Annotated in this window: 27 protein-coding genes; 15 read left to right on the top strand and 12 right to left on the bottom strand. The window is 72.6% G+C overall.

Annotated elements, in window-relative coordinates; genetic code table 11:
- From AB0H52_RS18640 to aroA, 4 genes are all read right to left on the bottom strand, one after another.
- Nucleotides 1-888 (bottom strand): hypothetical protein, encoded by an 888-nt coding sequence (locus tag AB0H52_RS18640; protein WP_151489993.1) that lies wholly within the window; start codon nt 886-888, stop codon nt 1-3.
- A gap of 26 nt (nt 889-914) precedes the next feature.
- On the bottom strand, nt 915-1,733 hold the full coding sequence (gene hisN, locus AB0H52_RS18635; RefSeq protein ID WP_357948800.1) for a histidinol-phosphatase: 819 nt from the start codon (nt 1,731-1,733) through the stop codon (nt 915-917).
- Nucleotides 1,734-1,761: 28 nt separating this feature from the next.
- Nucleotides 1,762-2,772 (bottom strand): ribosome small subunit-dependent GTPase A, encoded by a 1,011-nt coding sequence (rsgA, locus tag AB0H52_RS18630; protein ID WP_151489991.1) that lies wholly within the window; start codon nt 2,770-2,772, stop codon nt 1,762-1,764.
- Nucleotides 2,773-2,893: 121 nt separating this feature from the next.
- The gene (gene aroA / locus AB0H52_RS18625; RefSeq protein ID WP_357948796.1) at nt 2,894-4,195 is read right to left on the bottom strand and encodes a 3-phosphoshikimate 1-carboxyvinyltransferase; all 1,302 of its coding nucleotides are present in this window, start codon (nt 4,193-4,195) and stop codon (nt 2,894-2,896) included.
- 103 nt (nt 4,196-4,298) lie between these two features.
- Here aroA and AB0H52_RS18620 point away from each other — a divergent pair, with 103 nt between their 5' ends.
- From AB0H52_RS18620 to AB0H52_RS18590, 7 genes are all read left to right on the top strand, one after another.
- On the top strand, nt 4,299-5,003 hold the full coding sequence (locus AB0H52_RS18620) for an SOS response-associated peptidase (protein ID WP_151489989.1): 705 nt from the start codon (nt 4,299-4,301) through the stop codon (nt 5,001-5,003).
- A gap of 194 nt (nt 5,004-5,197) precedes the next feature.
- Nucleotides 5,198-5,590, top strand: coding sequence for a WhiB family transcriptional regulator (locus AB0H52_RS18615; protein WP_151489988.1), 393 nt, complete (start codon nt 5,198-5,200; stop codon nt 5,588-5,590).
- A 52-nt stretch (nt 5,591-5,642) separates the two neighbouring features.
- Complete coding sequence (locus AB0H52_RS18610; protein ID WP_151489987.1) at nt 5,643-6,263, top strand: alpha/beta family hydrolase; 621 nt, start codon at nt 5,643-5,645, stop codon at nt 6,261-6,263.
- Between the two features lie 243 nt (nt 6,264-6,506).
- On the top strand, nt 6,507-7,334 hold the full coding sequence (locus AB0H52_RS18605) for a sigma-70 family RNA polymerase sigma factor (RefSeq protein ID WP_151489986.1): 828 nt from the start codon (nt 6,507-6,509) through the stop codon (nt 7,332-7,334).
- 1 nt (nt 7,335) lies between these two features.
- Entirely contained in the window at nt 7,336-7,623 is a 288-nt protein-coding gene (rsrA, locus tag AB0H52_RS18600; RefSeq protein WP_151489985.1) for a mycothiol system anti-sigma-R factor, read from the top strand.
- Nucleotides 7,624-8,041: 418 nt separating this feature from the next.
- Nucleotides 8,042-8,263, top strand: a complete 222-nt coding sequence (locus AB0H52_RS18595; protein ID WP_192580271.1) for a biotin/lipoyl-binding carrier protein — start codon at nt 8,042-8,044, stop codon at nt 8,261-8,263.
- A complete protein-coding gene (locus AB0H52_RS18590; RefSeq protein ID WP_151489983.1) occupies nt 8,260-8,769 on the top strand; it encodes a GNAT family N-acetyltransferase in 510 nt (169 codons plus the stop codon). The genes AB0H52_RS18595 and AB0H52_RS18590 overlap by 4 nt, the downstream gene beginning before the upstream one ends.
- A gap of 12 nt (nt 8,770-8,781) precedes the next feature.
- Here the strand turns inward: AB0H52_RS18590 and AB0H52_RS18585 are convergent, their stop codons facing one another.
- Nucleotides 8,782-9,465: a TetR/AcrR family transcriptional regulator gene (locus AB0H52_RS18585; protein ID WP_357948791.1), complete on the bottom strand. Its 684-nt coding sequence runs from the start codon at nt 9,463-9,465 to the stop codon at nt 8,782-8,784.
- Nucleotides 9,466-9,577: 112 nt separating this feature from the next.
- Here AB0H52_RS18585 and AB0H52_RS18580 point away from each other — a divergent pair, with 112 nt between their 5' ends.
- Nucleotides 9,578-11,158 (top strand): MDR family MFS transporter, encoded by a 1,581-nt coding sequence (locus AB0H52_RS18580; protein ID WP_357948788.1) that lies wholly within the window; start codon nt 9,578-9,580, stop codon nt 11,156-11,158.
- 59 nt (nt 11,159-11,217) lie between these two features.
- On the opposite strand, the gene AB0H52_RS18575 is transcribed toward AB0H52_RS18580, so the two are convergent.
- Nucleotides 11,218-13,053 carry a tetratricopeptide repeat protein gene (locus AB0H52_RS18575; protein WP_357948823.1) on the bottom strand — a complete coding sequence of 612 codons (1,836 nt, stop codon included), beginning with the start codon at nt 13,051-13,053 and terminating at the stop codon, nt 11,218-11,220.
- Between the two features lie 182 nt (nt 13,054-13,235).
- Between AB0H52_RS18575 and AB0H52_RS18570 the strand changes: the two genes are divergently transcribed.
- A complete protein-coding gene (locus AB0H52_RS18570; protein WP_151491584.1) occupies nt 13,236-14,267 on the top strand; it encodes an SIS domain-containing protein in 1,032 nt (343 codons plus the stop codon).
- A 25-nt stretch (nt 14,268-14,292) separates the two neighbouring features.
- Nucleotides 14,293-15,894, top strand: a complete 1,602-nt coding sequence (locus tag AB0H52_RS18565) for a PAS domain-containing sensor histidine kinase (RefSeq protein WP_151491571.1) — start codon at nt 14,293-14,295, stop codon at nt 15,892-15,894.
- A 196-nt stretch (nt 15,895-16,090) separates the two neighbouring features.
- On the opposite strand, the gene AB0H52_RS18560 is transcribed toward AB0H52_RS18565, so the two are convergent.
- Nucleotides 16,091-17,551 carry a glycosyltransferase family 39 protein gene (locus AB0H52_RS18560; RefSeq protein WP_225854669.1) on the bottom strand — a complete coding sequence of 487 codons (1,461 nt, stop codon included), beginning with the start codon at nt 17,549-17,551 and terminating at the stop codon, nt 16,091-16,093.
- A 360-nt stretch (nt 17,552-17,911) separates the two neighbouring features.
- Here AB0H52_RS18560 and AB0H52_RS18555 point away from each other — a divergent pair, with 360 nt between their 5' ends.
- Genes AB0H52_RS18555 through AB0H52_RS18540 form a run of 4 tightly spaced genes read left to right on the top strand, consistent with a single transcriptional unit; the run spans nt 17,912 to nt 21,331 of the window.
- Nucleotides 17,912-19,624 carry a nitrite/sulfite reductase gene (locus AB0H52_RS18555; RefSeq protein ID WP_151491572.1) on the top strand — a complete coding sequence of 571 codons (1,713 nt, stop codon included), beginning with the start codon at nt 17,912-17,914 and terminating at the stop codon, nt 19,622-19,624.
- Nucleotides 19,621-19,782 carry a hypothetical protein gene (locus AB0H52_RS18550; protein WP_192580389.1) on the top strand — a complete coding sequence of 54 codons (162 nt, stop codon included), beginning with the start codon at nt 19,621-19,623 and terminating at the stop codon, nt 19,780-19,782. The genes AB0H52_RS18555 and AB0H52_RS18550 overlap by 4 nt, the downstream gene beginning before the upstream one ends.
- A complete protein-coding gene (locus tag AB0H52_RS18545) occupies nt 19,779-20,540 on the top strand; it encodes a phosphoadenylyl-sulfate reductase (protein WP_151491573.1) in 762 nt (253 codons plus the stop codon). Before AB0H52_RS18550 ends, AB0H52_RS18545 begins: the two co-directional genes overlap by 4 nt.
- Before the next feature lie 8 nt (nt 20,541-20,548).
- A complete protein-coding gene (locus AB0H52_RS18540) occupies nt 20,549-21,331 on the top strand; it encodes a CbiX/SirB N-terminal domain-containing protein (protein WP_357948820.1) in 783 nt (260 codons plus the stop codon).
- Between the two features lie 91 nt (nt 21,332-21,422).
- On the opposite strand, the gene AB0H52_RS18535 is transcribed toward AB0H52_RS18540, so the two are convergent.
- Both AB0H52_RS18535 and AB0H52_RS18530 read right to left on the bottom strand, forming a co-directional pair.
- A complete protein-coding gene (locus AB0H52_RS18535; RefSeq protein ID WP_007072794.1) occupies nt 21,423-21,680 on the bottom strand; it encodes a WhiB family transcriptional regulator in 258 nt (85 codons plus the stop codon).
- 446 nt (nt 21,681-22,126) lie between these two features.
- Nucleotides 22,127-23,077: a diacylglycerol kinase family protein gene (locus AB0H52_RS18530; protein WP_357948782.1), complete on the bottom strand. Its 951-nt coding sequence runs from the start codon at nt 23,075-23,077 to the stop codon at nt 22,127-22,129.
- Nucleotides 23,078-23,120: 43 nt separating this feature from the next.
- Between AB0H52_RS18530 and AB0H52_RS18525 the strand changes: the two genes are divergently transcribed.
- The gene (locus AB0H52_RS18525) at nt 23,121-23,510 is read left to right on the top strand and encodes a hypothetical protein (RefSeq protein ID WP_278126594.1); all 390 of its coding nucleotides are present in this window, start codon (nt 23,121-23,123) and stop codon (nt 23,508-23,510) included.
- Nucleotides 23,511-23,532: 22 nt separating this feature from the next.
- Here the strand turns inward: AB0H52_RS18525 and AB0H52_RS18520 are convergent, their stop codons facing one another.
- From AB0H52_RS18520 to sodN, 3 genes are read right to left on the bottom strand one after another with little or no spacing between them, the layout of a single operon-like run.
- Nucleotides 23,533-23,940 (bottom strand): ATP-binding protein, encoded by a 408-nt coding sequence (locus AB0H52_RS18520; protein WP_357948779.1) that lies wholly within the window; start codon nt 23,938-23,940, stop codon nt 23,533-23,535.
- Nucleotides 23,937-24,494 (bottom strand): GNAT family N-acetyltransferase, encoded by a 558-nt coding sequence (locus AB0H52_RS18515; protein WP_357948776.1) that lies wholly within the window; start codon nt 24,492-24,494, stop codon nt 23,937-23,939. The genes AB0H52_RS18520 and AB0H52_RS18515 overlap by 4 nt, the downstream gene beginning before the upstream one ends.
- Nucleotides 24,491-24,895 carry a superoxide dismutase, Ni gene (sodN, locus tag AB0H52_RS18510; protein WP_151491578.1) on the bottom strand — a complete coding sequence of 135 codons (405 nt, stop codon included), beginning with the start codon at nt 24,893-24,895 and terminating at the stop codon, nt 24,491-24,493. The genes AB0H52_RS18515 and sodN overlap by 4 nt, the downstream gene beginning before the upstream one ends.
- Between the last annotated feature and the right edge of the window lie 55 nt (nt 24,896-24,950).

The raw sequence follows: 24,950 nt of genomic DNA, 5'->3' as shown, positions 1-24,950 counted from the left end.
TCAGGCCGACCGGCCGGCGCCGACCATGGCCGGATCCCGGCGGCGCGGCACCGACCGGTGCTGCTGGGGTTGCGCGTACCGGGTCAGCCCGATCACCGCGGCCAGAGTGACCAGGAAACCCACCCCGGCCAGCCATTCACGCCCCGGCCAGATCTTGTCGTTGAGCAGCAGCAGGCCGACGATCGCCGCCGGCACCGCGCCGGCCGCGTCCATCGCGGCGACCGCGGCGGTCGTCGAGCCGCGCTGCATGGCGAGGCCGAGCAGCAGTTGGCCGACGATCGAGTGGGCGATCAGCAGGTAGAACAGCGGGTTGGCGAGGAACGCCTCGGCGGACGGCGCGGAGGCCAGCGGACGGGCCGCGACCGCGGCCGACGAGAAGGCCAGCCCGGCCAGCGAACCGAGAGCCACCGACCCGGGCGCGCCGTGTAACCGGACGGCGAACACGCCGAGCACCGCGATGACGGCCAGCGCCACCAGCAGGGCCACCGAGCCGGCGGTGCCGAGCTGCTTCGACGGCGCCGGTCGGGCGGCCAGCACCAGCGCGGTGATCCCGGCGAAGAGCAGGGCCAGCAGTGCCACCTCGGCCACCGGCAGCCGCCACTTCAGCACCACCACACCGAGGATGGCGGTCACCCCGAGCCCGGCCGCCACGCTGGCCTGCACCAGGAACAACGGCAGGTCCCGACGGGCCAGGAACGCGAGCACGAAACCGCCGATCTGGCAGCTCAACCCGACCAGGTACGTCCGGTGCCCGGCCAGCCGCAGCAGCAGGCCCGGATCGAAGGTGTGGTGCACCGTGGTGCGCGCCGCGGCGACCGACTGGAGCAGGTTGGCGAAGCCGTACGCGACAATCATCGCCGCGAGGAAGCACCAGCCGGAGGAGACCACCTGGCGAGGATAGAGGTTGCCGGGGGTCAGCGCTCGGCTGGTCGATCCAGCCGAGCGAGGATGTCGGCGTGCAGTGCACCGTTGGTGGCCACCACGCTGCTCTCGGTGCCCGGCTCGCCGGTCGGGGCCGGTCGACCATCCAGATCCGTGACCGTGCCACCCGCCTCCGTGATGATCGGCACCAGCGCCGCCACGTCCCACAGCGACAACTCCGGCTCGGCCATCACATCCAGTGCGCCCTCGGCCAGCAGCATGTAACCGTAGAAGTCGCCGTACGCGCGGCTGCGCCAACTGGCCCGCAGCAGATCGAGCATCGCGTCGAGCCGTCCGGCGCTCTCCCACCCGGTCAGCGACGAGTAGCAGACGCTGGCATCGGCAATCTGCCGCACCGCCGAGACGCCGATCCGCACGCCGGCGTCCGGGCCCGGCCCCGCGTACGCGCCGCCGCCCGCGCTCGCCCACCACCGCCGGCCCAGCGCCGGTGCGGACACCACACCGACCGCCGGCCGGTCGCCGTCGTACAACGCGATGAGGGTGGCCCACACCGGCACGCCCCGGACGAAGTTCTTGGTGCCGTCGATCGGGTCGATGATCCACCGGCGGCCGTCCGGGTCACCGGCCGTCCGCGCGCCGTACTCCTCGCCGAGCAGCCCGTCGCCCGGCCGGTGCTCGGCCAGCAGCGCGCGGATCTCCCGCTCCACGGCGGTGTCCGCGTCGGAGACCGGGGTCAGGTCGGGCTTCGCCTCCACCCGCAGGTCGAGCGCCCGGAACCGGCCCGTGGCGATGGCGTCGGCCCGGTCGGCGAGCAGGTGGGCGAGGGCGAGGTCGTCGGCGTACCCGGTCATCCCGGCAACCTAGCCGACGCCCGCCGGGTCACTCGTCGGGCCCGCGCCGGTCACCCTCGCCCGGGCCGCGCTGGTCACTCTCGCCGCGCGCGTCACCCTCGCCGGCCCGGGAGGCGAGCAACCGGCGGTACGACGCCAGCCGGCGCGGATCGGCCTTGCCGGCGGCCACCCAGGCGTCCAGCCCGCAGTCGGCCTCGTCGGCCGTGTGCGGGCAGTTCGGTGGGCAGTCGACCGTGCCCTCGACCAGGTCGGGGAAGCCGTGCAGCAGGCTGTCCGCGGAGACGTGCGCCAACCCGAAGCTGCGGATGCCCGGGGTGTCGATGATCCAACCCGGGTCAGTGTCGACACCGGGCACCGGTGGCAGTCGCAGCGCCACGGCGCTGGTGGAGGTGTGCCGACCACGGCCGATGGCGCTGACCACGCCGACCGCGCGCAGGGCGTCCGGCACGAGACGGTTGACCAGCGTCGACTTGCCCACCCCGGAGTGCCCCACCAGCACCGACACCTTGCCGCTCAGCAGCGTGCGCAGGGCGTCCAGGTCGGAGTCGGGGCGGTTGAGCACGTACGGCAGCTCCAGCTCGGTGTAGTAGCCCAGCACCTCCTCCGGCCCGGCCAGATCGGCCTTGGTGAGGCAGAGCAGCGGCTCGACGTCCGCGTCGTACGCGGCCACCAGGCAGCGGTCGATGAACCCGGTGCGCGGTGGTGGGTCGGCCAACGCGCTGACGATCACCAGCTGGTCGGCGTTGGCCACCACCACCCGCTCCAGGCGACCCTCGGCGGTGGTCTCGTCGTCGTCGGCGGTGCGGCGCAGCACCGAGCGGCGCTCGGCGATCCGGACGATGCGGGCGAGGGCGCCCTCCGCGCCGGACGTGTCCCCGACGAGGCTGACCCGGTCACCCACCACCACCGACTTGCGGCCCAGCTCGCGGGCCCGCATCGCGGTGATCGTGGGCAGCTCGGCCCCGACCACGCCACGTTCGGCTCCGGCCAGCACGCACTGGTAGCGGCCCCGGTCGACGGCGATGACGAAGCCGTCCACCGCGTCGGCGTGCTGGGGTCGGGTGCGCGTACGCGGACGCGACGACTTCCCGGGCCGGACCCGTACGTCGTCCTCGTCGTACTCCCGCCGTCTGGTCGCCAGGACCTGTCCTCTTCTCGCGTCAGCTCTTGCCGGTCACCATCGCTGACCATAGTGCCGGGAACTCGGGCATGGTCTTGGAGGTACACCCCACGTCGTCCACCTCGATGCCGGGCACGGCGAGCCCGGCCACCGCGGCGGCGTGCGCCATCCGGTGGTCGTGGTATGTGCGGAACAGGCCGCCGCGCAGCGGCCGCGGCCGGATCTCCAGGCCGTCCGGTGTCTCGGTGATGTCCGCCCCGAGCCCGCCGAACTCTCGCGCGAGCGCGGCGAGCCGGTCGGTCTCGTGGCCCCGGATGTGCCCGACGCCGGTGAAGACCGACGGCGAGTCGGCCAGCATGGCCAGCGCGGTCAGCACGAGCGTCAGCTCGCCGACGTCGGAGAGGTCGGCGGTCAGGCCGTGCACCACGCCGGTGCCCCGCACGGTCAGCCCGTCGGTGGAGAGGGTGACCTCGCCGCCCATCCGCTGCAGCAGCGAGCGGAGCTGTTCGACCGGCTGCGCACTGCTGTGCGGCCAGCCCTGCAGGGTCACCTCGCCGCCGGTGACCAGGGCGGCGGCGAAGAACGGCACGGCGCCGGAGAGGTCCGGCTCGATCTCCCAGCCGCGCCCGGTGAGCGGGCCGGGCTCGACGGTCCACACGTCGGGCGTGGAGTCGTCGACCGCCGCGCCGGCGGCCCGCAGCATCTGCGCGGTCATCCGCAGGTGCGGCGCGGAGGGCACCGGCGGGCCGACGTGGCGCACCACGACGCCCCGGTCGAAGCGCGGGGCGGCCAGCAGCAACCCGGAGACCAGCTGGCTGGAGGCGGACGCGTCGATCACCACCTCGCCGCCGGTGACCCGGCCGGTGCCCAGCACGGTCAACGGAAGGCTGCCGGAGCCGGTGACGTCGATCCGCACGCCCAGCGAGCGCAGCGCGTCGACCAGCGGACCGAGCGGCCGGGTGCGGACGTACGGGTCGCCGTCGAAGGTGACCTGCCCGTCGGCCAGGCCCGCCACGGGCGGCACGAACCGCATCACCGTGCCGGCCAGCCCGACGTCGACGTGCGCGGGGCCGACCAGCGGGTGCGGTCGGACCAGCCAGCGCTCGTCGTCGCTGATCGACACGTGCGCGCCCATCGCCCGCAGGCCGGACGCCATCAGCTCGGTGTCGCGGGCGCGCAGCGGCCGCGCCAGCGTCGACGGGCCGGCGGCCAGGGCGCTGAGCACCAGGGCGCGGGCGGTCATCGACTTGGAGCCGGGCAGGCGCAGTGTCACCGCCACCGGGTCGGACGCGGTCGGTGCGCTCCACGGCTGCGGTGGCCGGGTCGCGGTCAGGTTCCCCACGGTTACATTCTGCCGTGTCGGCCGGTGCACGGCGTCGGTCGGTGCTCGTACTCCCGGTTGGCGGGACAGTCGACGGGGCCCTCGGCGGGTTAGCGTGGGCACCATGTGCGGCAGGTACGCGACGACCCGGAGCTCCGGCGAGCTGAGCGCGCTGTTCGAGTCGTCCGACGACACCGACGGCCAGGTGCGGCCGGATCACAACGTCGCGCCCACCGATCCGGTGCCGCTGGTGCGGCTCACCCCGGAGGGGCACCGCAGCCTGTGCGTGGGCCGCTGGGGGTTTCTGCCGCACTGGTCCCGCTCGGCGGCGGGGGCGGCCCGGATGATCAACGCGCGGGCCGAGACGGTGGCCACCAGCCGGGCGTACGCCGGGGCGTTCGCGCGCCGCCGCTGCCTGGTCCCGGCCGACGGCTGGTACGAGTGGGTCCGGCTGCCCGACGGCGGCCGGCAGGCGTACTACATGACCCCCGCCGACGGGTCGGTGCTCGCGCTGGCCGGCATCTGGTCGGTCTGGGAGTCCGGCACCGACACCCGGCTCACCTTCAGCGTGCTGACGACGGCGGCGCTCGGCGAGCTGGCCGAGGTGCACGACCGGATGCCGGTGCTGCTGCCGTCGCAGCGGTGGTCCTCCTGGCTGGCGCCGACCGACGAGCCGGACCATCTGCTCGCCACGCCGTCGCCGGACTGGCTGGCCGGTCTGGAGATCCGTCCGGTGGGCCCGGCGGTCGGCGACGTCCGCAACGACGGTCCGCATCTGACTGCCCGCGTGCCGATGGAGCCGGCACCGCAGGAGTTGACCCTGTTCTGACGACCACGCATCGTCGGGCACCGATTTGCCAGGGTTGCGCGTGATTCGTCTCCTGGCCGTTCAGCCATGTTCCCGGCAGCCCCTTGTCCCGGCGTCCATAAATGCGATAGAACACAGCGCCGGTAGTGGGTGTCGATTCGCACGGGGCGGACGACAACCATCGATCTTGCCGGTCCCACGGGGGAGGTGGGTGGATGACACGGGCACGTATGCCCCGCCCGCACGAGGTGGCCGCGGCGCAGCGAGATCCGAGACTGCTGCGGGCCTTGCGGGAAAGGCGGCAGGACGACGCATGGCGCACCAGAGGCACCTGCCAGAGCGTCGATCCGGAGACATTCTTTCCGGCACCGAACGAGCCGGCGGACGCCGCCGTCGCACTGTGCCGCACATGCGACGTGCAGGGGTCCTGCCTGGCCTGGGCACTGGAGGTCGGTGACTGCCACGGCGTATGGGGCGCGACCACGCCCCGCGAGCGCAGAGCGATGCTCGTCGCCTGGCGCGGCGAGGTCGAACCGGATCCAGCCGCCGCCGACGAGGCGGGCCCACCGGTACGGGACCGCCTGCTCACCCTGGTCCCGCTGAGCTGACCATCGGCCCGGTCGCCGCCCGGCCCGCGGCGGGGCGGCGCAGAATGGGCCGGTGCCGCTCAGCGACCAGATCGACACCCCACGCGGGCCAGCGCGGATCGACACCGACCTGCCAGCCCGGCCGTACGCCGCGCTGCTGGTGCTCGGGCACGGCGCGGGTGGCAGCGTGGACGCGCCCGACCTGCTCGCGGTGCGCGACGCGGCGGTCTCGGCCGGCCTCGCGGTGATCCGGGTGACCCAGCCCTACCGGGTCGCCGGCCGCCGCGCGCCGGCCCCCGCCGGCCACCTCGACGAGGCCTGGACGGCGGTGCTCGCCGCCGTGCTGCGCGACCGGCACCCCGGCGCTGCGACGCTGGTGGTCGGCGGTCGCTCCAGTGGCGCGCGGGTGGCGTGCCGGACGGCGCACGCGGTGGGCGCGGCCGGTGTCGTGGCGCTGGCGTTCCCGCTGCACCCGCCCGGTCGCCCGGAACGCTCCCGGGCCGCCGAACTGGACACCGGCCTGCCGACGCTGGTGGTCAACGGCGACCGCGACCCCTTCGGGGTGCCGCAGCCCGGGCCGGCCGTGCACGTGGTGACCCGTCCGAGGGAGACGCACGACCTGCGGCGGGATCCGGCCGGCACGGCGGACGTGGTGCGGGACTGGCTGCGTACCCGGGGCTGGACGGCCGACTGAATCGGCGATCCTCGTTCCGGCGGGCCGGGGGGACCGTGTCCGGTGCCGGGCGCGGGTCGTTGCATCCGATGGTGCCGCCAGACCAGTTCCGGACGGGCGGTGCCGACCCTCCCAGGCCCTTCCTGGTCCCAGCGCCGGCCGCCCGTCGGGGCCGGGACCAGGAACGGGAGAGGCGGCCGGAATGCCCCACCCGTCATCTCGCGTTACTACCCCCGGACGACTTTTCTGCGAGGGGGGTGACCGGTGCCGACCGAGACACGGATCCGGGAACGGGACGAAAGGGATGCCCAGCAGCTGAAGCGGCTGTTGGACGCTCCGGAGTGGCCCGCGACGGTGGAACCGGGCGGGCTGGACGCGGTGAGCGCGGGCACACCGGCCGGAAGTGAATCTGTGGCCAGGTCCGTGCGCGTATCCTCGGCGGGAAAGCATCCGACGCGAGGGGATGTGCGGTTGACCACCGAGAAGACGGACGAGCGCAGGGCCCGGTTCGAGCGGGACGCGATGCCATTCGTCGATCAGCTCTACGCTGCTGGGCTGCGGATGACACGCAACCCGGCGGATGCCGAGGATCTGGTCCAGGAGACCTACCTGAAGGCGTACGCCGCCTTCCACCAGTTCGAGCAGGGCACCAACCTGAAGGCCTGGCTGTACCGGATCCTGACCAACACCTACATCAACTCCTACCGCAAGCGGCAGCGCCAGCCCATCCAGGCGCCCACCGAGGAGATCACCGACTGGCAGCTCGCCGAGGCCGAGTCGCACACCTCCAGCGGTCTGCGTTCGGCCGAGACCGAGGCGCTCGACCGGCTGCCGGACAGCGACGTCAAGGAGGCCCTCCAGCAGTTGCCGGAGGAGTTCCGCCTGGCCGTCTACCTGACTGACGTCGAGGGCTTCTCGTACAAGGAGGTCGCCGACATCATGGGCACGCCGATCGGCACCGTGATGTCGCGTCTGCACCGCGGCCGTCGTAATCTGCGAAAGCTGCTCGAGCGCTACGCCTCGGAGCGGGGCTTCAGTGCGGCCCGCTCGTCGAAGGGCTCGACCGCTGCCGCTGCCGGCCGGGAGGTGTGACGTGAGCTGTGGGGAGCCGCACGAGACGGACTGCCGCGAGGTGCTCGCGGAGGTTTACCTCTACCTGGATCTGGAGTGCGCCGACGAGCGGCGCACGCTGATCCGGCACCACCTCGACGAGTGCGGGCCCTGCCTGCGCGAGTACGGCCTCGAGCAGGAGGTCCGTGCGCTGGTCGCCCGTTGCTGCGGCAACGAGACCGCGCCGAACGAGCTGCGCGAGCGGTTGCGGGTCAAGCTCACCGAGCTGGTGGTCTTCGAGACCAGTGAATCCCGCGAGCTGGCCGACTGAGCGTCGGCACATCTGACGGACGAAGCCGGTGGCCCGGGTCGATGTCGACCCGGGCCACCGGTGTACCCGGTGTCCGCCGGGCTCGGGCTGATCGGTGACGGGCCGTGGCCCGCCGCGCCGACTCAGGAGTTGGGACGCTTGCCGTGGTTCGCGGCGCTCTTCTTACGGGCCTTCTTCTTGCGGGACTTCTTCGCCATGCTGACCTCCTCGTGATGGGTCGGATCCCTCGTGCGCACAACCTCGGCGCCCGTGCACCCTCCGGCCGCCCGGCGTCGGGTCCGACCCGCTGATGGTAGTGCGGTCGACACGCGCCGCCTTCCCCAGGGCGGGCGCGGCAACCGGGCCGCACCGCTCCGCGCCCACCGTCCGCTGCCGCATGATTGGATACGTCGGCAGGCACATCGCGAAAAGGGAGGGCCTGGACATGGCCGAGGAGATCCGCGCCGAGATGGTGGCGAACGTCTGGAAGGTCGTCGCGTCGACCGGTGACACCGTGTCCGAGGGCGACACCCTGGTGATCCTCGAGTCGATGAAGATGGAGATCCCGGTCGTCGCCGAGTCCGACGGTGTGATCGAGCAGCTCGTCGTCAACGAGGGTGACGTCGTGCAGGACGGTGACCTGATCGCGGTGATCGGTTGACCGGCGTGCTGGTCCGGCGCGCCGAGCCGGGCGACTTTGCGGCGGTGGCCCGGCTGACCGTGGCCGCGTACGAGGCCGACGGTCAGCTCAAGGGCGAGCACGGGTACGCCGTGGTGCTGGCCGACGTGTCGATTCGCGCTGCCAGTGGCGAGGTGCTGGTCGCGGTGGACGAGGCGACCGGCGCGGTGCTCGGCTCGGTCACCTTCGTGCTGCCGGGCACGCCGTTCGCCGAGTTGTCCGGGCCGGGCGAGGCGGAGTTCCGGATGCTCGCGGTGGACCCGGCCGCGCAGGGGCGTGGTGTCGGCGCGGCACTGGCCCGGGCCTGCGTGGACCGCGCGGTCGAGCTGGGCTGCACGGCCGTGGTGATCTGCGTCCGGGCCGGGATGGCCGCCTCGGCGCACCGGCTCTACGAGCGGCTCGGATTCGTCCGGTTGCCCGAGAAGGACTGGTCGCCGGAGGAGGGTGTGGACCTGCTCGGCCTGCGGCTGGAGCTGCCCCGCGGCTGAGCCGCCGGTCGGTCAGCCCTGCGGGCTGCCCGAGCTGGCCGGTGTGGCGCTGACGTCGGGCTCGGCGTCCTCGCCCGGCTTGGCGTCCTCACCCGGGTCGGCGTCCTCGCCCGGCTTGGCGTCCTCGCCCGGCTCGGAGCCGATGGCGGCCAGCAACTCGTCGGCCACCTCCAGGGCGAGCCGGCGGCGTTCGTCGTCACTGATGTCCGGCGCGCGGACGGCGAACCAGCTGGTGTGCACGGCGAACAGCGACAGCGCGGCGCGCAGTTGGGCGGCGGGGGAGTCGTCGCCCCGGCAGAGCGCGTTGGCGAGCTGCATCATCCGGCCGCGCATCTGCTGGCCGGAGGCGAGGCTCTTGAGCACCGTCTGGTTCTGCTCGAAGAAACGCATCACCGTGGGCAGGTCACCGGCGAACATGGTGTCGGCGTACCGGGAGATCAGCTCACGTCGGGTGGTCAGGGTCGCGGGCTGCGACTCGGCCCACGCGGTGAGCGCGTCCATCTTCTCCAGCCGGTCCTCGACGAAGCTGGCGACGATGTCGTCCTTGCTCTTGAAGTGGTAGTAGAGGGCGGCCTTGGTAACGTTGAGGCGCTCAGCGATCTCCCGCAGCGACGTCTTCTCGTACCCCTGCTCGGTGAAGAGCTCGAGCGCGACGGCCTTGATCCGCTCCCGCGTCCCGCCTGTGCTCTCCCTCACCCACGCCCTCCAATTGGTTTGACTGTGACTTGCTACCCAACTTACCGTGCGGCTAGTAAGGTGACTAGCCGGGCGGCAAGTAAGTATGGCAATCCTCGGGGGGAGCTTACCCATGACTCAGGCAACCCAGGCCGGCGCACGACCCAACGTACGGGTCGTGCTGTTCGGTTTGATGATCGCGATGATGCTCGCGATGCTCGACAACATGATCGTCAGCACCGCGCTACCGCGGATCGTCGGCGAGTTCGGCGGGCTCGACCACTTCACCTGGGTGGTCACCGCGTACGTCCTGGGCACCACCGTCTCCACCCCGATCTGGGGCAAGCTCGGTGACCTCTACGGCCGCAAGTCGGTCTTCCTCACCTCGGTCATCATCTTCCTCATCGGCTCCGCCCTCTGCGGCATGGCCGGCTCGGGGATGTTCGGTGGCCCGCAGGACGGCATGGTCCAGCTCATCGGCTTCCGGGCCGTGCAGGGCCTGGGCGCCGGCGGCCTCATGGTGGGCGTGATGGCGATCATCGGCGACCTGGTCCCGCCCCGCGAGCGTGGGCGCTACCAGGGCATGATCGCCGGCATCATGGCCATCGCCATGGTCGCTGGCCCGCTGGTCGGTGGCTTCATCACCGATCACCTGTCCTGGCGCTGGGCGTTCTACGTGAACCTGCCGCTGGGCGGCGTGGCGCTGCTCGTGCTGATCACCACGATGCACCTGCCGAAGTACCGCACCGAGCACCGGATTGACTGGCTCGGCGCCGGGCTGCTCTCGGTCGGCATCACCGCGATCGTGCTGATCACCACCTGGGGCGGCAGCCAGTACGCCTGGGCCTCCGCGCAGATCCTCAGCCTGGCCGTGCTGGCGGTGCTCGCGTTGGTGGCGTTCGGCCTGGTCGAACGCCGGGTTCCGGAGCCGATCCTGCCGCTGGGGCTCTTCGCCAACCGCAACTTCGCGCTGATCTCGGTGATCGGCTTCCTGCTCGGCTTCGCGATGTTCGGCGCGATGAACTTCCTGCCGCTCTACCAGCAGACCGTGCAGGGGGCGTCGGCCACCAACAGCGGTCTGCTGCTGCTGCCATTGATGTTCGGCATGCTGGTCGTCTCGCTGGTCATCGGGCGGGCGATCACCAAGAACGGCAAGTACCGGGCGTACCCGATCATCGGTGGCGTGGTGATGACCGCGGGCATGGCGCTGCTGACCATGCTCGACACCGGCACCAGCAAGGTGGAGTCCTCGCTCTACATGGTCGTGCTCGGTGTCGGCATGGGCTTCCTCATGCAGACCTCGATGCTGATCGCGCAGAACAGCGTGGAGCAGAAGGACCTGGGCGCGGCCAGCGGCGCGGCCACCTTCTTCCGGTCGATCGGCGGTTCGTTCGGCATCTCGCTGTTCGGCGCGATCTTCGCCAACCGGCTGGCCGACTCCGCCGCGGGCGACGCCTTCGGTGGCAAGGCCGGGGCCGAGATGGACCTGGAGATGCTCAAGCAGCTGCCCGCCCAGGCGCGGGAGCTGGTGCTCGGCGGTCTCGCCGACGCCATCTCGCACGTCTTCCTCTGGGCGGTGCTGTTCACCATCGTGATCCCGGTGCTCGCCTGGTTCATCAAGGAGATCCCACTGCGCACCGCCAACGAGGCACCGGCGCAGGCCACCCCGGAGGAGGAGGCCGAGATCGCCCTCGGCAAGGCCCCCGTCGCCTGACCAGAAACCCCCGCCAAGCGCCGCGTCGACCTCCGGGTCGGCGCGGGGCGGGGCGGGGGTTAGCGGCGATGGGTTAGGCGGTGCCAGAGGCGGCGTAGCGGGTTGCGGGGGCGGGGGAGGGTGTGGTGGGACTGGCGGTCGGCCAGTAGCTCGGTGGCCAGGGCCGCGGTGGTGGCGTCCAGGACCGGAGCGGCCAGCGCCACATGGGCCAGCGAGGCGGCGATCGGGACGGGCCTGGCGCGGGCCACGGCGGCGACGTCGGCCAGCCGCTCGGCCACCACGCGGGCCACGTCAGGCCGTACCTCCGGGTCCACCCACGCGGCGGTGACCAGGGCGAACAGTGCCGCCTCCGTCACCCAGTCCTCCACGCCCCAGACCAGGTCCAGCAGCACCCGGCGTCGCGTCGAGCCGTCCCACGGCTCGTCGGTGCGATGGTGCAGCAGTCCCAGGCAGGCCCACACCTGCACGCCGCGTACCCAGACCGACGGGTCGTGGGCGGCCAGCAGGCGGCCCACCGCGTTGGCCGGCGCCGCCGGTGGATGCACCAGCAGACCGAGCAGGTCCGGTACGTCGAGGCCGGCCAGGCCCACCGCCGCGTCGTAAGCCGCCGGAGGGTGCGGCCACGCCGGGTGGGCGACCTGCCCGATCCGCTCGACCGCCACCGCCGAGGGCTCCGGCAGCGCGGGCGTCGGGACGGCGTCCGCGTAGTCCCACAACCGTTGGGCGGACGCCCGGCGGGGCTCGCGCGGGTCCGGCTGTGGGGTGCCGGTGATCTCGATCCGCAGCCCCGGGGCCGTCGACGTGGCTGTCCGTACGGCGCTCGGCGGTGCCGCCGCCGCCAACCGGACCGCGCTGCCGACACCGTTGTCGTCATCGGCCACCGCCCGGCGCATCGCGTCGATCAGCGGGCCACCGGCCGGCGTGAGCTGCCCGAGCCAGGGGCGACCCCGACAGCACTGGGCCAGGTCGCCGTGCTCGTGGGTGTCGTCCGGGTGGTCACGGACGAAGTCGGCGAGTGCGACGAGGTGGGCCAGATCCCCGTCGCGCAGGTGCCGCAGTCGGTGGGCGGTGTGCACCGCGCAGTCGAACGACGGGTCCCGGGCCAGCGCCCGCTCGGTCCACTCCAACGCCTCGTCGAGCCGGCCGGTCTCGGCCAGGGTGCCGGCGATGTCGGCGTAGATGGCCAGGTCGTCGGGGTCCAGCGCGACGGCCCGGTTGAGGGCCGCGAGGGCGTCGCGGGTCCGGCCCGCACTGCGGTACGCGTACCCGAGCCAGACCTCGCCCATCTTCGACGACTCGGCGCGTACGCCGCGGGCGGCCCAGCGGATCGCCAGCGCGACCTCGCCGAGCCGCCGGGCCAGCGCGGACGCCGCGCCCAGCAGCAGGCCGTGGTCGGGGTGGACGGTGATCGCGTTGCGGGCCAGCGTGAGGTACGGCGCCAGTGCCGGTCGGCCGATCCGCGGCACCGGGTCGGGCAGCGCGGAGCAGACCTGCATGAGGATCCGGGCGATGTGCTCCGGGTCGAGCCGCTCGGCGAGTTCGGGTGCGGTCACCCAGGGCACACCGGCCCATTCGGTGCCCGGCGCGTACCCGGTCGCGGCGGCCAGCAGTTCGAGCCCTTCGGCGGGACGGCCGGTGGCGGCCAGCAGGTGGGCGCGGGCGACGACCGCGCCGACGAAGGTGTGGTGGTTGATCGGGAAGAGGTCGAGGCCGCCGCCACTGGCGGCGGCCAGTCGGGCCAGGGTCTCGTGCACCTCCGGCAGGGTGGGTGCCCGGGCCAGCGCGCCGGCGAGGTGGCCGGCGGCGTGGTGGAGGTCGCCCTCGTCCAGTGCCAGCCGAGCGAGGGCCAGCTCCTCCGTCGCGGAGAGTGCGGGGTCGTCCCTTCCCTCGGGCACGTCGTCCTCTCGTCGCAGCGGCACGGGGCTCAAGGGTAGTTGATGTTGGGATGGTTTGGTGATCAACTGCGCACTGCTGCTCGTTCGATTGCTCCCTTACCTTGAAAGGTGCAAGACTGAGCAGGAAACGCGCGGCAATCGCGCAAAGGGGGGGAGTTTCCGTGACACGTGCAGGGGCCGGAATGGCCGCCGACATCGAGGAGCAGCCGGCCGGCTACGCGCGCCTGCTCTCCGTCGCCAACGCCGGGGAGATCGCCCGGGTGGCGGCGGCCGTGGCCGAGCGCCGGCCGCGACACGTGGTCTTCACCGCACGCGGCACCTCCGATCACGCGGCCCTCTACGGGGCGTACCTGACCGAGATCCGCCTCGGCCTGCCCGCCGGGCTGGCCTCACCCAGCGTGGTCACCCTCTACGGCGGCTCACCCGACCTGTCCGACGCGCTGGTCGTCGGGGTCAGCCAGAGCGGCGGCTCACCCGACCTGGCCGAGGTGCTGCGTGCCGCGCGGGCCTCCGGCGCGCTGACCCTCGCGGTGACCAACGCCCCCGACTCGCCACTGGTCGAGACGGCCGAGCTGAGCATCGACATCGCCGCCGGGCACGAGCGGGCGGTGGCCGCCACCAAGACGTACACCGCGGAGCTGCTCGCCCTGCTGATGCTCATCGAGGGCGTCCGGGCCGGTGACGGCGTGCTCCCGGCGGCCGAACGGGAGGCGCTCGCCGCACTGCCCGAGCTGGCCGCCCGCACCCTGGCCGACGACACCCCGGCCCGACTCGCGCCGCGCTACCGCTTCGCCCAGCAGCTGGTGACCACCGGGCGCGGGTACGCCTACCCGACCGCCCGGGAGGCGGCGCTGAAGCTGATGGAGACCTCGTACCTGCCGGCGCTCTCCTTCTCCGGCGCCGACCTGCTGCACGGGCCGCTCGCGATGACCGACCCGGAGGTGCCGGTGCTCGCCGTGGTCGGCTCCGGCCCCGGTGGCCGGTCGATGGGGGAGGTGCTGCCCCGCCTCGGCGAACGCCGCGCCGACGTGGTGGTGGTGGGCTCCGCCGACGTACCGGGCGCCACCCGGCTCGCCGTTCCCGAGGTCGACGAGCGGTACGCCCCGCTGCTGGACATCCTGCCGTTGCAGCGCCTGGCGCTGGCGTTGGCGCTGACCCGGGGCGAGGATCCGGACGCACCGCGTGGGCTGAAGAAGGTCACCGCGACGAGGTGAGGCGCGGCGTGGCACCCTGGTCACCGTGTCCACGCTGCGCGACCTCGCCGAGGAGCACACCCATCTCCGTCCGGCCGACATCGACCACCTGCACCGGATCGCCGGCGACTGGCAGTTGCTCTCCGATCTGTCCTTCGCCGACCTGCTGCTCTGGGTGCCGGTCGACGCCGACGGCACGTTCCTCTGCGTCGCCCAGGTCCGCCCGACGACCGCGCCCACCGCGTACCAGGACGATCAGGTGGGTCGGATCGTCGGCGGGCCGGAGGTGGCCCACCTGGGGGTGGCGTACTCCCAGGGCCGGATCTGGCGGGAGGGCGACCCGGTCTGGTACGGCGACGTGCCGGCCCGGCACGAGGCGATCCCGGTCCGGCTGCGCAGCGCCGAGGGTGAGGCCGGCGAGGTGATCGCCGTGGTGGGGCGGGACACCAACCTCTCCACCGCGCGTACCCCCAGCCAGCTGGAACTCAACTACCTCACCACGGCCGACGACCTGGCCCAGATGATCGCGGACGGCACCTTCCCGCCGCCCCGGCACCCGGGTGAGACCACCTCGGCGCCCCGGGTCGGTGACGGCCTGGTGCGGCTGGACGCCGGCGGCAAGGTCACCTACGCGAGCCCGAACGCGCAGTCCGCGTACCGCCGGTTGGGCTACGCCTCCCACCTGGTGGGGGAGGACCTGGCGGCGTTGCACCGCCGGCTGGCCGGTGACCCGCTGGACGGCACCGAGGCGGCCAACGGCATCCTGGCCGCGTTGCGCGGAGAGGCGCCGCCCCGGCGGGAGATCGACGCTCGTGGCGCCACGATGCTCACCCGGGCGCTGCCGCTGATGCCCGCCGGGGTGCCGATCGGGGCGCTGGTGCTGGTCCGGGACATCACCGAGGTCCGCCGCCGTGATCGGGCGCTGATCACCAAGGACGCCACCATCCGGGAGATCCACCACCGGGTGAAGAACAACCTGCAGACGGTGGCCGCGCTGCTGCGGTTGCAGGCCCGCCGGGTGGCCATGCCGGAGGCCCGCGTCGCGCTGGAGGAGTCGGTCCGTCGGGTCGCCTCGATCGCCCTGGTGCACGAGACGCTCTCCATGTCCAGTGACGAGGCGGTCGAGTTCGACGGCATCGTCGACCGGGTGGCGAGCGCGGCGACCGAGGTCGCGGCGACCGAGGTGAGCGTCGGCATGCGCCGGCGGGGCACCTTCGGGGTGTTGCCGGCGGAGATCGCCACCTCGCTGGTGATGGTCCTCAACGAACTGCTGCTCAACGCCGTCGAACACGGCTTCCCGCCGGCGGACGAGGCGGACGAGGCGGACGAAACCCCCGTGCCGGCCGCGTCGGGCGTGGTGCCGGCCGCCGTCGCCGAGGTCGACCCCGCGGTGCGGCCGGAGGTGGTGGTCTCGGCGCACCGGTTCCGCAAGATGCTGCACGTCTCGGTGACCGACAACGGGCGCGGCCTGCCACCGGAATTCGACGCCGAGCGCGGCAGCCGACTCGGCCTGCAGATCGTCCGGGCCCTGGTCACCGGGGAACTGCGCGGCACCATCGAGTTGCGCGCGGGCGCCACCGGCGGCACCGAGGCGGTGCTGGTCGTACCGCTGGCCCGCAACGCCCACGAGGGCCGCTCCCAGGGCTGAGCCGCCCTCCGTCGGGCGGGTCGCCGTGGGCACGGATACCAGAGTGAGCGTGATGCCTGTCAGTCATCAAGATGACTCACAGGCATCACGCTCATCGAGGTGTGCCGCCCCGGGGGCCCGCCGGCTGAGGTGAGCCGTGCCGGCTGAGCAGTCAGGCCGCCAGTCGACGCCACCGGCCCGCCGCGGTGACCGGTCGTCAGCGGCTGGTGAGCAGGGCGACGGTCAGGCCGGGCCGCTGCCAGACCTGCGCGACGGTGAAGTCCGACCGCAGCGCGTCGCCCTTGGCGCCGGACACGGCGGCCAGCGGCTCGGCGTGCCGCCCGGCGACGACCAGCCACACCCGCCGCGTGCCGGCCAGGCACTGCGCCGGTAGCGGACACTCGGCGGCCCACAGGTCGCCCCGGCGAGCCTCGTCCTCGGTGACCAGCACGTCGCGTGGTGGGTCGCCGAGGTGGTACTCGATACCGAGGTCGAGGAAGAGCCAGCTGCGCCGGGGCGAGTAGACCACCGCGTCGCCCGGTCGCTGACCGTCGGCGATCACCCGGGCGGCGCCCGCGTAGTCGACCGGGGCGTTGCGCGGCCACTCGTGGGTCCGTCGCAGCGCCGCCTGGTCGGGCAGGCCGAGGAGCCCGGCCAGGACCACCACGGCCAGCGCGGCCGGTGTGGCCACCGCCGCCAGTGCCGCGCCGGCCAGCAGGCAGGCGAATGGCACCACGAAGACCAGGTAGCGGGGCACCCACAGCGGTACGACCGCGCCGGCGGCGAAGAGCAGCAGCACCGGCAGCAGCACCGCGCTCACCGGCAGCAGAGCGCGCCGCCCGAGCCGGGCCGCGCCGAGCACGGCGACCCCGACCAGCAGACCGCCCACCACACTGCTCTGGGCGACACCGCCGGGCAGCGCGCTCAGGTCGTCCGGCCGGGCCAGGTCGACCCAGTTCAACTGCGCGGACCGCTGCGCCCGCGCCTTGAGCAGCAACGGACCCACCAGCAGCACGGCCGGCACCAGCGTGACCGGCCATCGCCACCACAGCTGCCGGTCCCGGCCGCCGGCGCTGCCGTCCGGGGCGATGCCGGCCCCGGCGGGTCCGCGCCGCCAGGCGACAAGGACAACCAGCGCGTGCGCGGCGAGCAGGGTGAGCGCGATCAGGTGGATGAGGCCGAGCGCGGCCACGGCGGCGGCGTACCCGGCCCACCGCGCCCAGCCCGGCCGACGCAGCGCGGCGACCAGCAGCAGGGTGGCCAGTACCGCGAGCATGGTGGCCAGGGCGTACGGGCGGGCCTCCTGCCCGTACCGGGAGGTGCCCGGCAGCACCGCGAACAGCAGCCCGGCGACGAGGCCGGTGCGCCGGTCGACCAGCCACGCACCGAGCACGGCGAGCAGCCCGGCGGCCACGGCCATCGCCACCACCGCCGGCACGCGCAGAGCCACCGTGGAATCGCCGACGACCGCGAGCCAGACGTGCATCAGCAGGTAGTACGGGCCGGTGGCGGCGTCGATGGTGCCGGCCAAACGGACCAGGTCGTCGGGCGACCGGGTGGCCGCGCTCCAGGTCGCCAACTCGTCGCGCCACAACTGGGCGGAGCCCAGCCCGGTCAGGGTCACCGCCAGGGTCAGCAGCGCCGGAGGGAGCCAGACCGGGACGCGGGACCACCGCACCCCCGCCACCCCTTGCCGCTTTTCGGACATTGCGCCCACGTATCGAGCCTGCCACAGGCCCGCCCCGGAAGCTGGCCCGTGATGTGGGATCCGGCACGCAGTCATTGGCCGGGCACACTGCGGTGTGGCAGCATGGGGCCCATGACCGCCGCTGTCGTCCGCCGCTTCGTGGCACGTCGCCACGTCGACTACGGCCGCGTGCGCAGCGCGATCTGTCCGGCCTACTGACGACGCCCGACCAATCCGTCTCGGGCGCGCTCCGCGCCGGCTGTCTCAGACACCGTTGTCCCGCCCGCTTCGCCGGGCCGGCCGCCGCGCCCCGCGTACCCCGAGGCACAGCAGACAACGGAGGACGCCGCGATGGCGGTCAGCAGCATCCCGGCTCGTTCCGAGGACCCGACGGCCCGCCCGGCGCGGGCGGCGCGCCGGCCGCGGGGTGAGGGTCAGTGGGCGCTCGGCCACCGCGAACCGCTCAACCCCAACGAGCGGATCAAGAAGGACGACGACCCGCTCAACGTCCGGGCCCGGATCGAGACCATCTACGCGCACCGCGGCTTCGCCTCCATCGACCCGCAGGACCTGCGCGGTCGGTTCCGCTGGTGGGGCCTCTACACGCAGCGCAAGGCGGGCATCGACGGTGGCCGTACGGCCGTGCTGGAGCCGCACGAGCTGGAGGACGAGTTCTTCATGCTCCGGGTCCGCATCGACGGCGGGCAGCTCAGCCTGGCGCAGTTGCGGGTGATCGCGGACATCTCCCGGGAGTTCGCCCGGGACACCGCGGACATCACCGACCGGCAGAACATCCAGTACCACTGGATCCGCGTCGAGGACATGCCGGAGATCTGGCGTCGACTGGAGTCGGTCGGCCTGCAGACGACCGAGGCGTGCGGCGACTGCCCGCGGATCGTGCTGGGCAGCCCGGTCGCCGGAGTGGCCCGCGACGAGGTGCTCGACCCGACCCCGGCCATCGACGAGATCGTCGCCCGGTACGTCGGGGACAAGCAGTTCTCCAACCTGCCCCGCAAGTTCAAGACGTCGATCTCCTGGCAGGTGGACACCCCGTACGAGTCGAACGACATCTCCTTCCTCGGCGTCGACCACCCCGAGCACGGCCCCGGCTTCGACGTCTGGGTCGGCGGCGGCCTCTCCACCAACCCGATGCTCGCCCAGCGGCTCGGCGTCTGGGTGCCGCTGGCCGAGGTGCCGGACGTGTGGGCCGGCGTGGTCGGGATCTTCCGCGACTACGGCTACCGCCGGCTGCGCAACCGTGCCCGGCTGAAGTTCCTGGTGGCCGACTGGGGCGTGGAGCGCTTCCGCGAGGTCCTGGAGAAGGACTACCTCGGCCGTACGCTGCTCGACGGCCCGGCGCCGACCCTGCCGTCGAAGCCGGTCGACCACGTGGGCGTGCACGAGCAGGCCGACGGGCGGCACTACGTGGGTGCCGCGCCGGTGGTCGGGCGGGTCTCCGGTGGGCAGCTCGCCCAACTGGCCGACGTGGTCGAGGCGCACGGCAGCGACCGGGTGCGACTCACCCCGTACCAGAAGCTGCTGGTGCTCGACGTGCCGTCGGAGCGGACGGAGTCGCTGGTCGACGCGCTGCGCGGAATCGGTTTGGAGGCCCGGCCCTCGGCCTGGCGACGCGGCACCATGGCGTGCACCGGCATCGAGTACTGCAAGCTCGCCATCGTCGAGACGAAGGCCCGTGGCGAGGAGTTGGTGGCCCGACTGGAGCAGCGGCTGCGGGACTTCGACGCGGACATCTCGATCCACATCAACGGCTGCCCGAACGCGTGCGCCCGCACCCAGGTGGCCGACATCGGGCTCAAGGGTCAGCTGGTGGTCGGCCCCGACGGCCGGCAGGTGGAGGGCTTCCAGGTGCACCTCGGTGGCGGCCTGGGCATGGCGCAGGGGCAGACGGCCGGCTTCGGCCGCAAGCTGCGCGGCCTGAAGACCACCGCCGACGAGCTTCCGGAGTACGTGGAACGACTGGCCCGCCGTTACCTGGCCGGGCGGAGCGAGGGCGAGACGTTCGCCAACTGGGTGATCAGAGTCGACGAGGAGGCACTGCGGTGAGCAGCGAGAACCGAGCGGCACCTCTGTACTGCCCCTACTGCGGCGAGGAGGACCTGCGGCCGCACGAGGCGGGGCACGGCGCCTGGGAGTGCCATGCCTGCACCCGGGTCTTCGCGGTGAAGTTCACCGGCCTGCTGAGCCGGGCGGTGACCCGATGAGCCTGGTCTCCGCCGCCGGTCTGGGTCTGGTCGGCCCGGCTGGCCCGACGCCGGTCGACCCGTCCCGCCGCAATCCGGACGAGCTGCGGACGCTGGCCGAGGAGGCCGCCCGGGAGCTGGAGGGCGCTCCGGCGCTGGAGATCGCCCGGTGGGCGGCGCAGACCTTCGGTGACCGGTTCTGCGTCACCAGCTCGATGGCTGACGCGGTGCTGGCGCACCTGGTGTCCCGGGTGGCCCCGGGGGTGGACGTGGTCTTCCTCGACACCGGCCTGCACTTCCCCGAGACGTTGCGGGTGCGCGACGAGGTGGCCCGGACGCTCCCGGTGAATGTCCGGTCGATCCGGCCCCGGCTCACCGTGGGGCAGCAGGACGGCCAGTACGGTCCCCGGCTGTTCAACAAGTCACCGGACGACTGCTGCCAGTTGCGCAAGGTGGAGCCGCTGGAGCGGGCGCTGTCCGGGTACGACGCCTGGGCCGCCGGCCTGCGTCGCGACGAGTCGCCGACCCGGGCCAACACGCCCGTGGTGACGTTCGACGCGCGGCGCGCCAAGGTCAAGGTCAACCCGATCGCGGCGTGGTCGCAGGGGGATGTGGACGCCTACATCGCCCGGTGGAACGTGCCGGTCAACGAGCTGTTCAAGCAGGGGTACGGCTCGATCGGCTGCTGGCCGTGCACCCGTCGGACGAAGGCCGGCGAGGACGCGCGGGCCGGCCGGTGGGCCATGTTCGAGAAGACCGAGTGCGGGCTGCACGTCTGACCTCCCCGGTGCCGACCCCGACCGGCCCGGACGTGGCCGGCGGGGCGGATCCGGTGGTGCTGGTGGCGCACGGCAGCCGGGATCCGCGGGCTGCCGAGGCCACCCGTGCGCTGGCCCGGGCCGTGTCGGCGGCCCGGCCCGGCGTCGCGGTGTGCGCGAGTTGGCTGGACCACACCGAGCCGGGGCCGACCGAGGTGCTGCGCGCCCTGGCGGCGGCCGGTCACCGGAGCGCGGTGCTGGTGCCGTTGCTGCTGACCGCCGCGTACCACCGTCGGGTGGACATTCCGGCGGCCGTCGCCGCCGCGACGCGGTCCGGGCCACCGCTGGCGGTACGGGTGACCGACGTGCTCGGCCCGGCGGACGGGACGGTGGCTCCGGCGCTGCTGGCGGGGCTGCGCCGCCGGCTCGGTGAGGTGTGCCCGGGCCGCTTCGACGCGCTGGTGCTGGCCGCGGCGGGCACCCGGGACGCGCGGGCACGTGGCTCGGTGGGCCGGGTGGCGGATGCCCTCGGTGCGGAGTCCGGGGTGCCCTGCCGGGTGTCGTACGCCTCGGCGGCCCCACCGCGGACCGGTGTGGCGGTGTCCCGGTTGCGGGCGGCCGGTGCCCGCCGGGTGGCGGTGGCCGGGTACTTCCTGGCGCCGGGCCTGTTCCATGACGCGGTGGCCGAGGAGGCTCGGGCGGCCGGTGCGGTGGCGGTGGCCGCCCCGTTGACCGACGCGCCGGAGGTGGCCGAGTTGGTGCTGCGCCGGGTCGATGACCGGTCCGGTCGTGTCGTGGCATCGGCTGGGTGATTCCGGGCTGTCGTCGCGGGCTGAACCCGTTCTGGACAGCGGAACGCCCCGGTGGGCGGACCCACCGGGGCGTGCAGCTGTGTCGTTGGGATCAGGCGGAGTGAGCGCGCAGCACCCGGAGGCCGCCGCGCCGCTTGACAGCGCGTCGTTCCTCTTCGCTCATTCCGCCCCAGACGCCGGCGTCCTGACCCGACTCGAGTGCCCATTGAAGGCACTGGTCGGTCACGGAGCAGCGCCTGCAGACGGCCTTGGCCTGCTCGACCTGCAGGAGAGCCGGTCCGGACGTCCCGATTGGGAAGAACAGCTCCGGGTCCTCGTCGCGGCAGACAGCATGGTGACGCCAGTCCATGGCGGCAACACTCCTCATTCTGGATGGGTGGCAATTATTGCTTGTCGTGCTTTTCCTATATGCATCCGCAGTGCCGACGGTGACAGTTCGCGTCCGTCCATTCGGCAGTGCGTGAGCAGGCAGTTGGCTCCGGGGACCTGCTGGAACAGCTCAACCTGACGAGCATATCCAGGCAATGTCCCGGTAACTCAAGTTCGCTTGTGAATACTTTCACGAACATTCGCGATGTCAAGGGTGACGCTCGGAAAAACTCCGGGCGGTGAGCAAGCCCACAACCCATTTGCCCGGTTCCGGCGCCTTCCCGGTTACCCGCCGTGCCACAGCCGAGGATCAATATAGTACAGTCCGCGTGACATTGCTGACATTTCCGGCACCTACCCCTCGGTGTGGCGGCGACCGCGCCGATGCGGTGCGGCGCCGCGTCGACCTAGGGCAGTACCCGAGACCTAGCAGATTACTCTCAGTGCGGCGGGAACGGATGTGAATCTGACTTTCTCCCGCTCGCCGAGATAGTCGCCGTCCAGCTGAAACGCCTGCGGACGGGCAGAGAGCAGGGTGAACTCCGCCGTGTCATGGAGTCGTAACACCTGACGACCTCGAGGATCGGGACGGCGGGACAGGAACTGCGTCACTGTCCGTGTTGTGCTAGCCACCCGCAGCTGACGTAACGCCAGCACATCCAGCCCGAGGTCGAACGACGCCTCCGGGTTCGGGTTGACCTCCCGGTCGCCCAGATAGGTCCAGGGCGCCGTGTTCTGGATGATCACGGTGGCCAGCTCGTCCTCCACCGGCTCGCCCGGACGCTCCAGGCTGATCGCCGGGTGCCGCCGATCGGAGGCGAGGAAGTACTGATTCATGATCGAGCGGAAGTAGAGCGACGGCGTGGAAACCCGCCCCTTGCGCCGGGCCTGCTCCACCCGGTGGATCACGGCGGCGTCCAGACCGAACCCCGCGCAGAACGTGAAGTAGCGGTCGTCCGCACGGCCCAGCCCGACCGTCCGGTGCCGACCCAGGCGCAGCCCTTCGAGGATCATGCTGGTCGCCTCCGGCCAGTCCCGGGGCAGTCCCAGGGCGCGGGCGAAGACGTTGGTCGAGCCGCCCGGGACGGTCGCCAGCGCGGGCAGCCGGTCGGCCAGCGTGGCACCGGCGGCACCGGCCGGCGGGTCGGCCGACATCAGGCCGTTCACCACCTCGTTCACGGTGCCGTCGCCACCCAGGGTGACGACGAGATCGACCCCCTCGGCGGCGGCCTCCCGGGCCAGCGCCATGCCGTGCCCACGCCGGCGCGTGTAGCGCACGCTGAGATCGACTTCGCTGCGCAGCGCCCGGACAAGCACGTCCCGGCTGCGTTCGCTGGTGGTGGTGGCCTTCGGATTGACCACCAGGACGGCCCGCATGGGCGGCACTGTACCTCTCGGTAGCCCGGGTATCGTGGCGCGCGTGACCATCGACTCGGCCCCGATTCCCGTCACGCTCCGCTGGGCGGTCCGCCTGCTGTGGGCGGAGGCGGCCGTCGTCGGGCTGCTCGCCGTCTGGCTGATCTGGGCCGACCTCACGTCCACCACCACCGACCTGATGTCGGCGTTGCTGGTGACCGTGTTCGCGGCCGGCGCGGCGGTCGTGCTCTGGGCGCTGGGCCGTGCGCTGCTGCGCCGTCGAGCCGGCGCGCGGGCCCCCGCCATCGTGCTCCAGCTGATGCTGCTGCCGATCGGCTGGTTCATGATCCAGGGCGGGCTGGGTTGGTTGGGCGTGCCGCTGATGGCACTCGGCCTGCTCGTGGGTTGGCTGCTGGTCAGCCCACCGACGACCCGGGCTCTCGGCTTCGAGTGACCCGGTCGACCCGACGGGTTGGTCAGTAGCCGCCGGAGCGGCGGGTCAGCAGCGAGATCGTGGCCCGACCGTCGGCGGCCGTGGCGGACGCCGACGTGGTCAGCGCGGTGAGCACCTTCCAGGCGAAGGACGACTCGGCGGGCAACGTGGCGCCCCGCACGGTCGGCACGGTCACCTCGACGGTCAGCGCGTCCTCGGTTACCGAGAAGCGGCACTCCAACTCGGCGTCGCGGGTGGCGATGGCGAGCAGCATCGCGCACGCCTCGTCGACCGCGATCCGCAGATCCTCGATCTCGTCGAGTGCGAACTGCAACCGGGCCGCGAGACCGGCGGTGGCGGTACGGAGCACGCCGAGGTAACCGCCGTCGGCGGGCACCGTGAGGTGCACCACGTCGTCGTCGGTCGCTGGCTGGCCGGTCAGTTGAGTCACGCCTCATCCCCCCGGTCGGGGACTCTACCCGGTCGGTCGCCGGCACGCGTGCCGGCGGCGGTGGCCTGCCCGGCCAGCTCGCGCAACGCGTCACCGCTGAGCCGGTAGGGCACCCACTCGCTCATCTGCTCCGCCCCGATCGAGGCGTAGAACCCGGCGGCCGGATTCCAGTCGATCATCCACCACTCCAGCCGCCGGTAGCCGCGTCGTACGCAGATGTCGGCCAGGGTGGCGAGTAGCAGCCGGCCCGCGCCGGTGCCCCGGGCGGCCGGCCGGACGTAGAGGTCCTCCAGGTAGATGCCGTGCACGGCGGCCCAGGTGGAGAAGTTGAGAAACCACAGCGCGAAACCGACCGGCTCGTCGTGCCCGTCGACCGCGACGTGGCCGAAGAGCGCCGGAGCGGTCGCGAACAGGGCCGAGGTGAGCTGGTCGGTGGTGAGGTGGCACTGGTCGGGGGCGCGCTCGTACTCCGCCAGCTCGTGCACCATGGCGACGACGGCCGGCACGTCCTCGGGACGTACCGGCCGGATCGTCGGGATGACCGGGTTGGTCACGCCTTCTTGGTCTCCCAGAAGATCTTCGAGATCTCGTCGATCTTCGCGAGGAGCTGGTCGGCGGTGGCCGGGTCGAGGCTGCCCTTGACACCACCGGCGCCGGCGAGCTTGGTGGCCTCGTTGAACAGGGTGTGCAGGTTCGGGTACTTCTCGAAGTGGGGCGCCTTGAAGTAGTCGGTCCAGAGCACCCACAGGTGGTGCTTGACCAGCTCGGCGCGCTGCTCCTTGATGATGACCGCGCGGGTGCGGAACTCCGGGTCGGTGTTGGCCTGGTATTTCTCGCAGATCATTTTGACCGACTCGGCCTCGATCCGGGCCTGGGCCGGGTCGTAGACGCCGCACGGCAGGTCGCAGTGAGCGCTCGCGGTGACGCGGGGCGCAAGGATGCGGGGAAGTCGCATCGGGATCCTCCATGGGAAGTTTGCGATGATCAAAGGCGACATTACTCCTGGGAAT

Source organism: Micromonospora sp. NPDC050695 (assembly GCF_040654415.1).
Lineage (GTDB): Bacteria > Actinomycetota > Actinomycetes > Mycobacteriales > Micromonosporaceae > Micromonospora.
The sequence above is the reverse complement of the archived record's forward strand: the minus strand, read 5'-3'. Positions and strand labels throughout refer to the sequence as shown.

Bases quoted from the DNA above. Each gene is read 5' to 3' on its own strand.
- AB0H52_RS18615 (WP_151489988.1), top strand. From the start codon at position 5,198: ATGACACGGGCACGTATGCCCCGCCCGCACGAGGTGGCCGCGGCGCAG.
- AB0H52_RS18530 (WP_357948782.1), bottom strand. From the start codon at position 23,077: ATGCGGGCCGTCCTGGTGGTCAATCCGAAGGCCACCACCACCAGCGAA.
- sodN (WP_151491578.1), bottom strand. From the start codon at position 24,895: ATGCGACTTCCCCGCATCCTTGCGCCCCGCGTCACCGCGAGCGCTCAC.
- AB0H52_RS18580 (WP_357948788.1), top strand. From the start codon at position 9,578: ATGACTCAGGCAACCCAGGCCGGCGCACGACCCAACGTACGGGTCGTG.
- AB0H52_RS18570 (WP_151491584.1), top strand. From the start codon at position 13,236: ATGGCCGCCGACATCGAGGAGCAGCCGGCCGGCTACGCGCGCCTGCTC.
- hisN (WP_357948800.1), bottom strand. From the start codon at position 1,733: ATGACCGGGTACGCCGACGACCTCGCCCTCGCCCACCTGCTCGCCGAC.
- AB0H52_RS18620 (WP_151489989.1), top strand. From the start codon at position 4,299: ATGTGCGGCAGGTACGCGACGACCCGGAGCTCCGGCGAGCTGAGCGCG.
- AB0H52_RS18535 (WP_007072794.1), bottom strand. From the start codon at position 21,680: ATGGACTGGCGTCACCATGCTGTCTGCCGCGACGAGGACCCGGAGCTG.
- AB0H52_RS18555 (WP_151491572.1), top strand. From the start codon at position 17,912: ATGGCGGTCAGCAGCATCCCGGCTCGTTCCGAGGACCCGACGGCCCGC.
- AB0H52_RS18545 (WP_151491573.1), top strand. From the start codon at position 19,779: ATGAGCCTGGTCTCCGCCGCCGGTCTGGGTCTGGTCGGCCCGGCTGGC.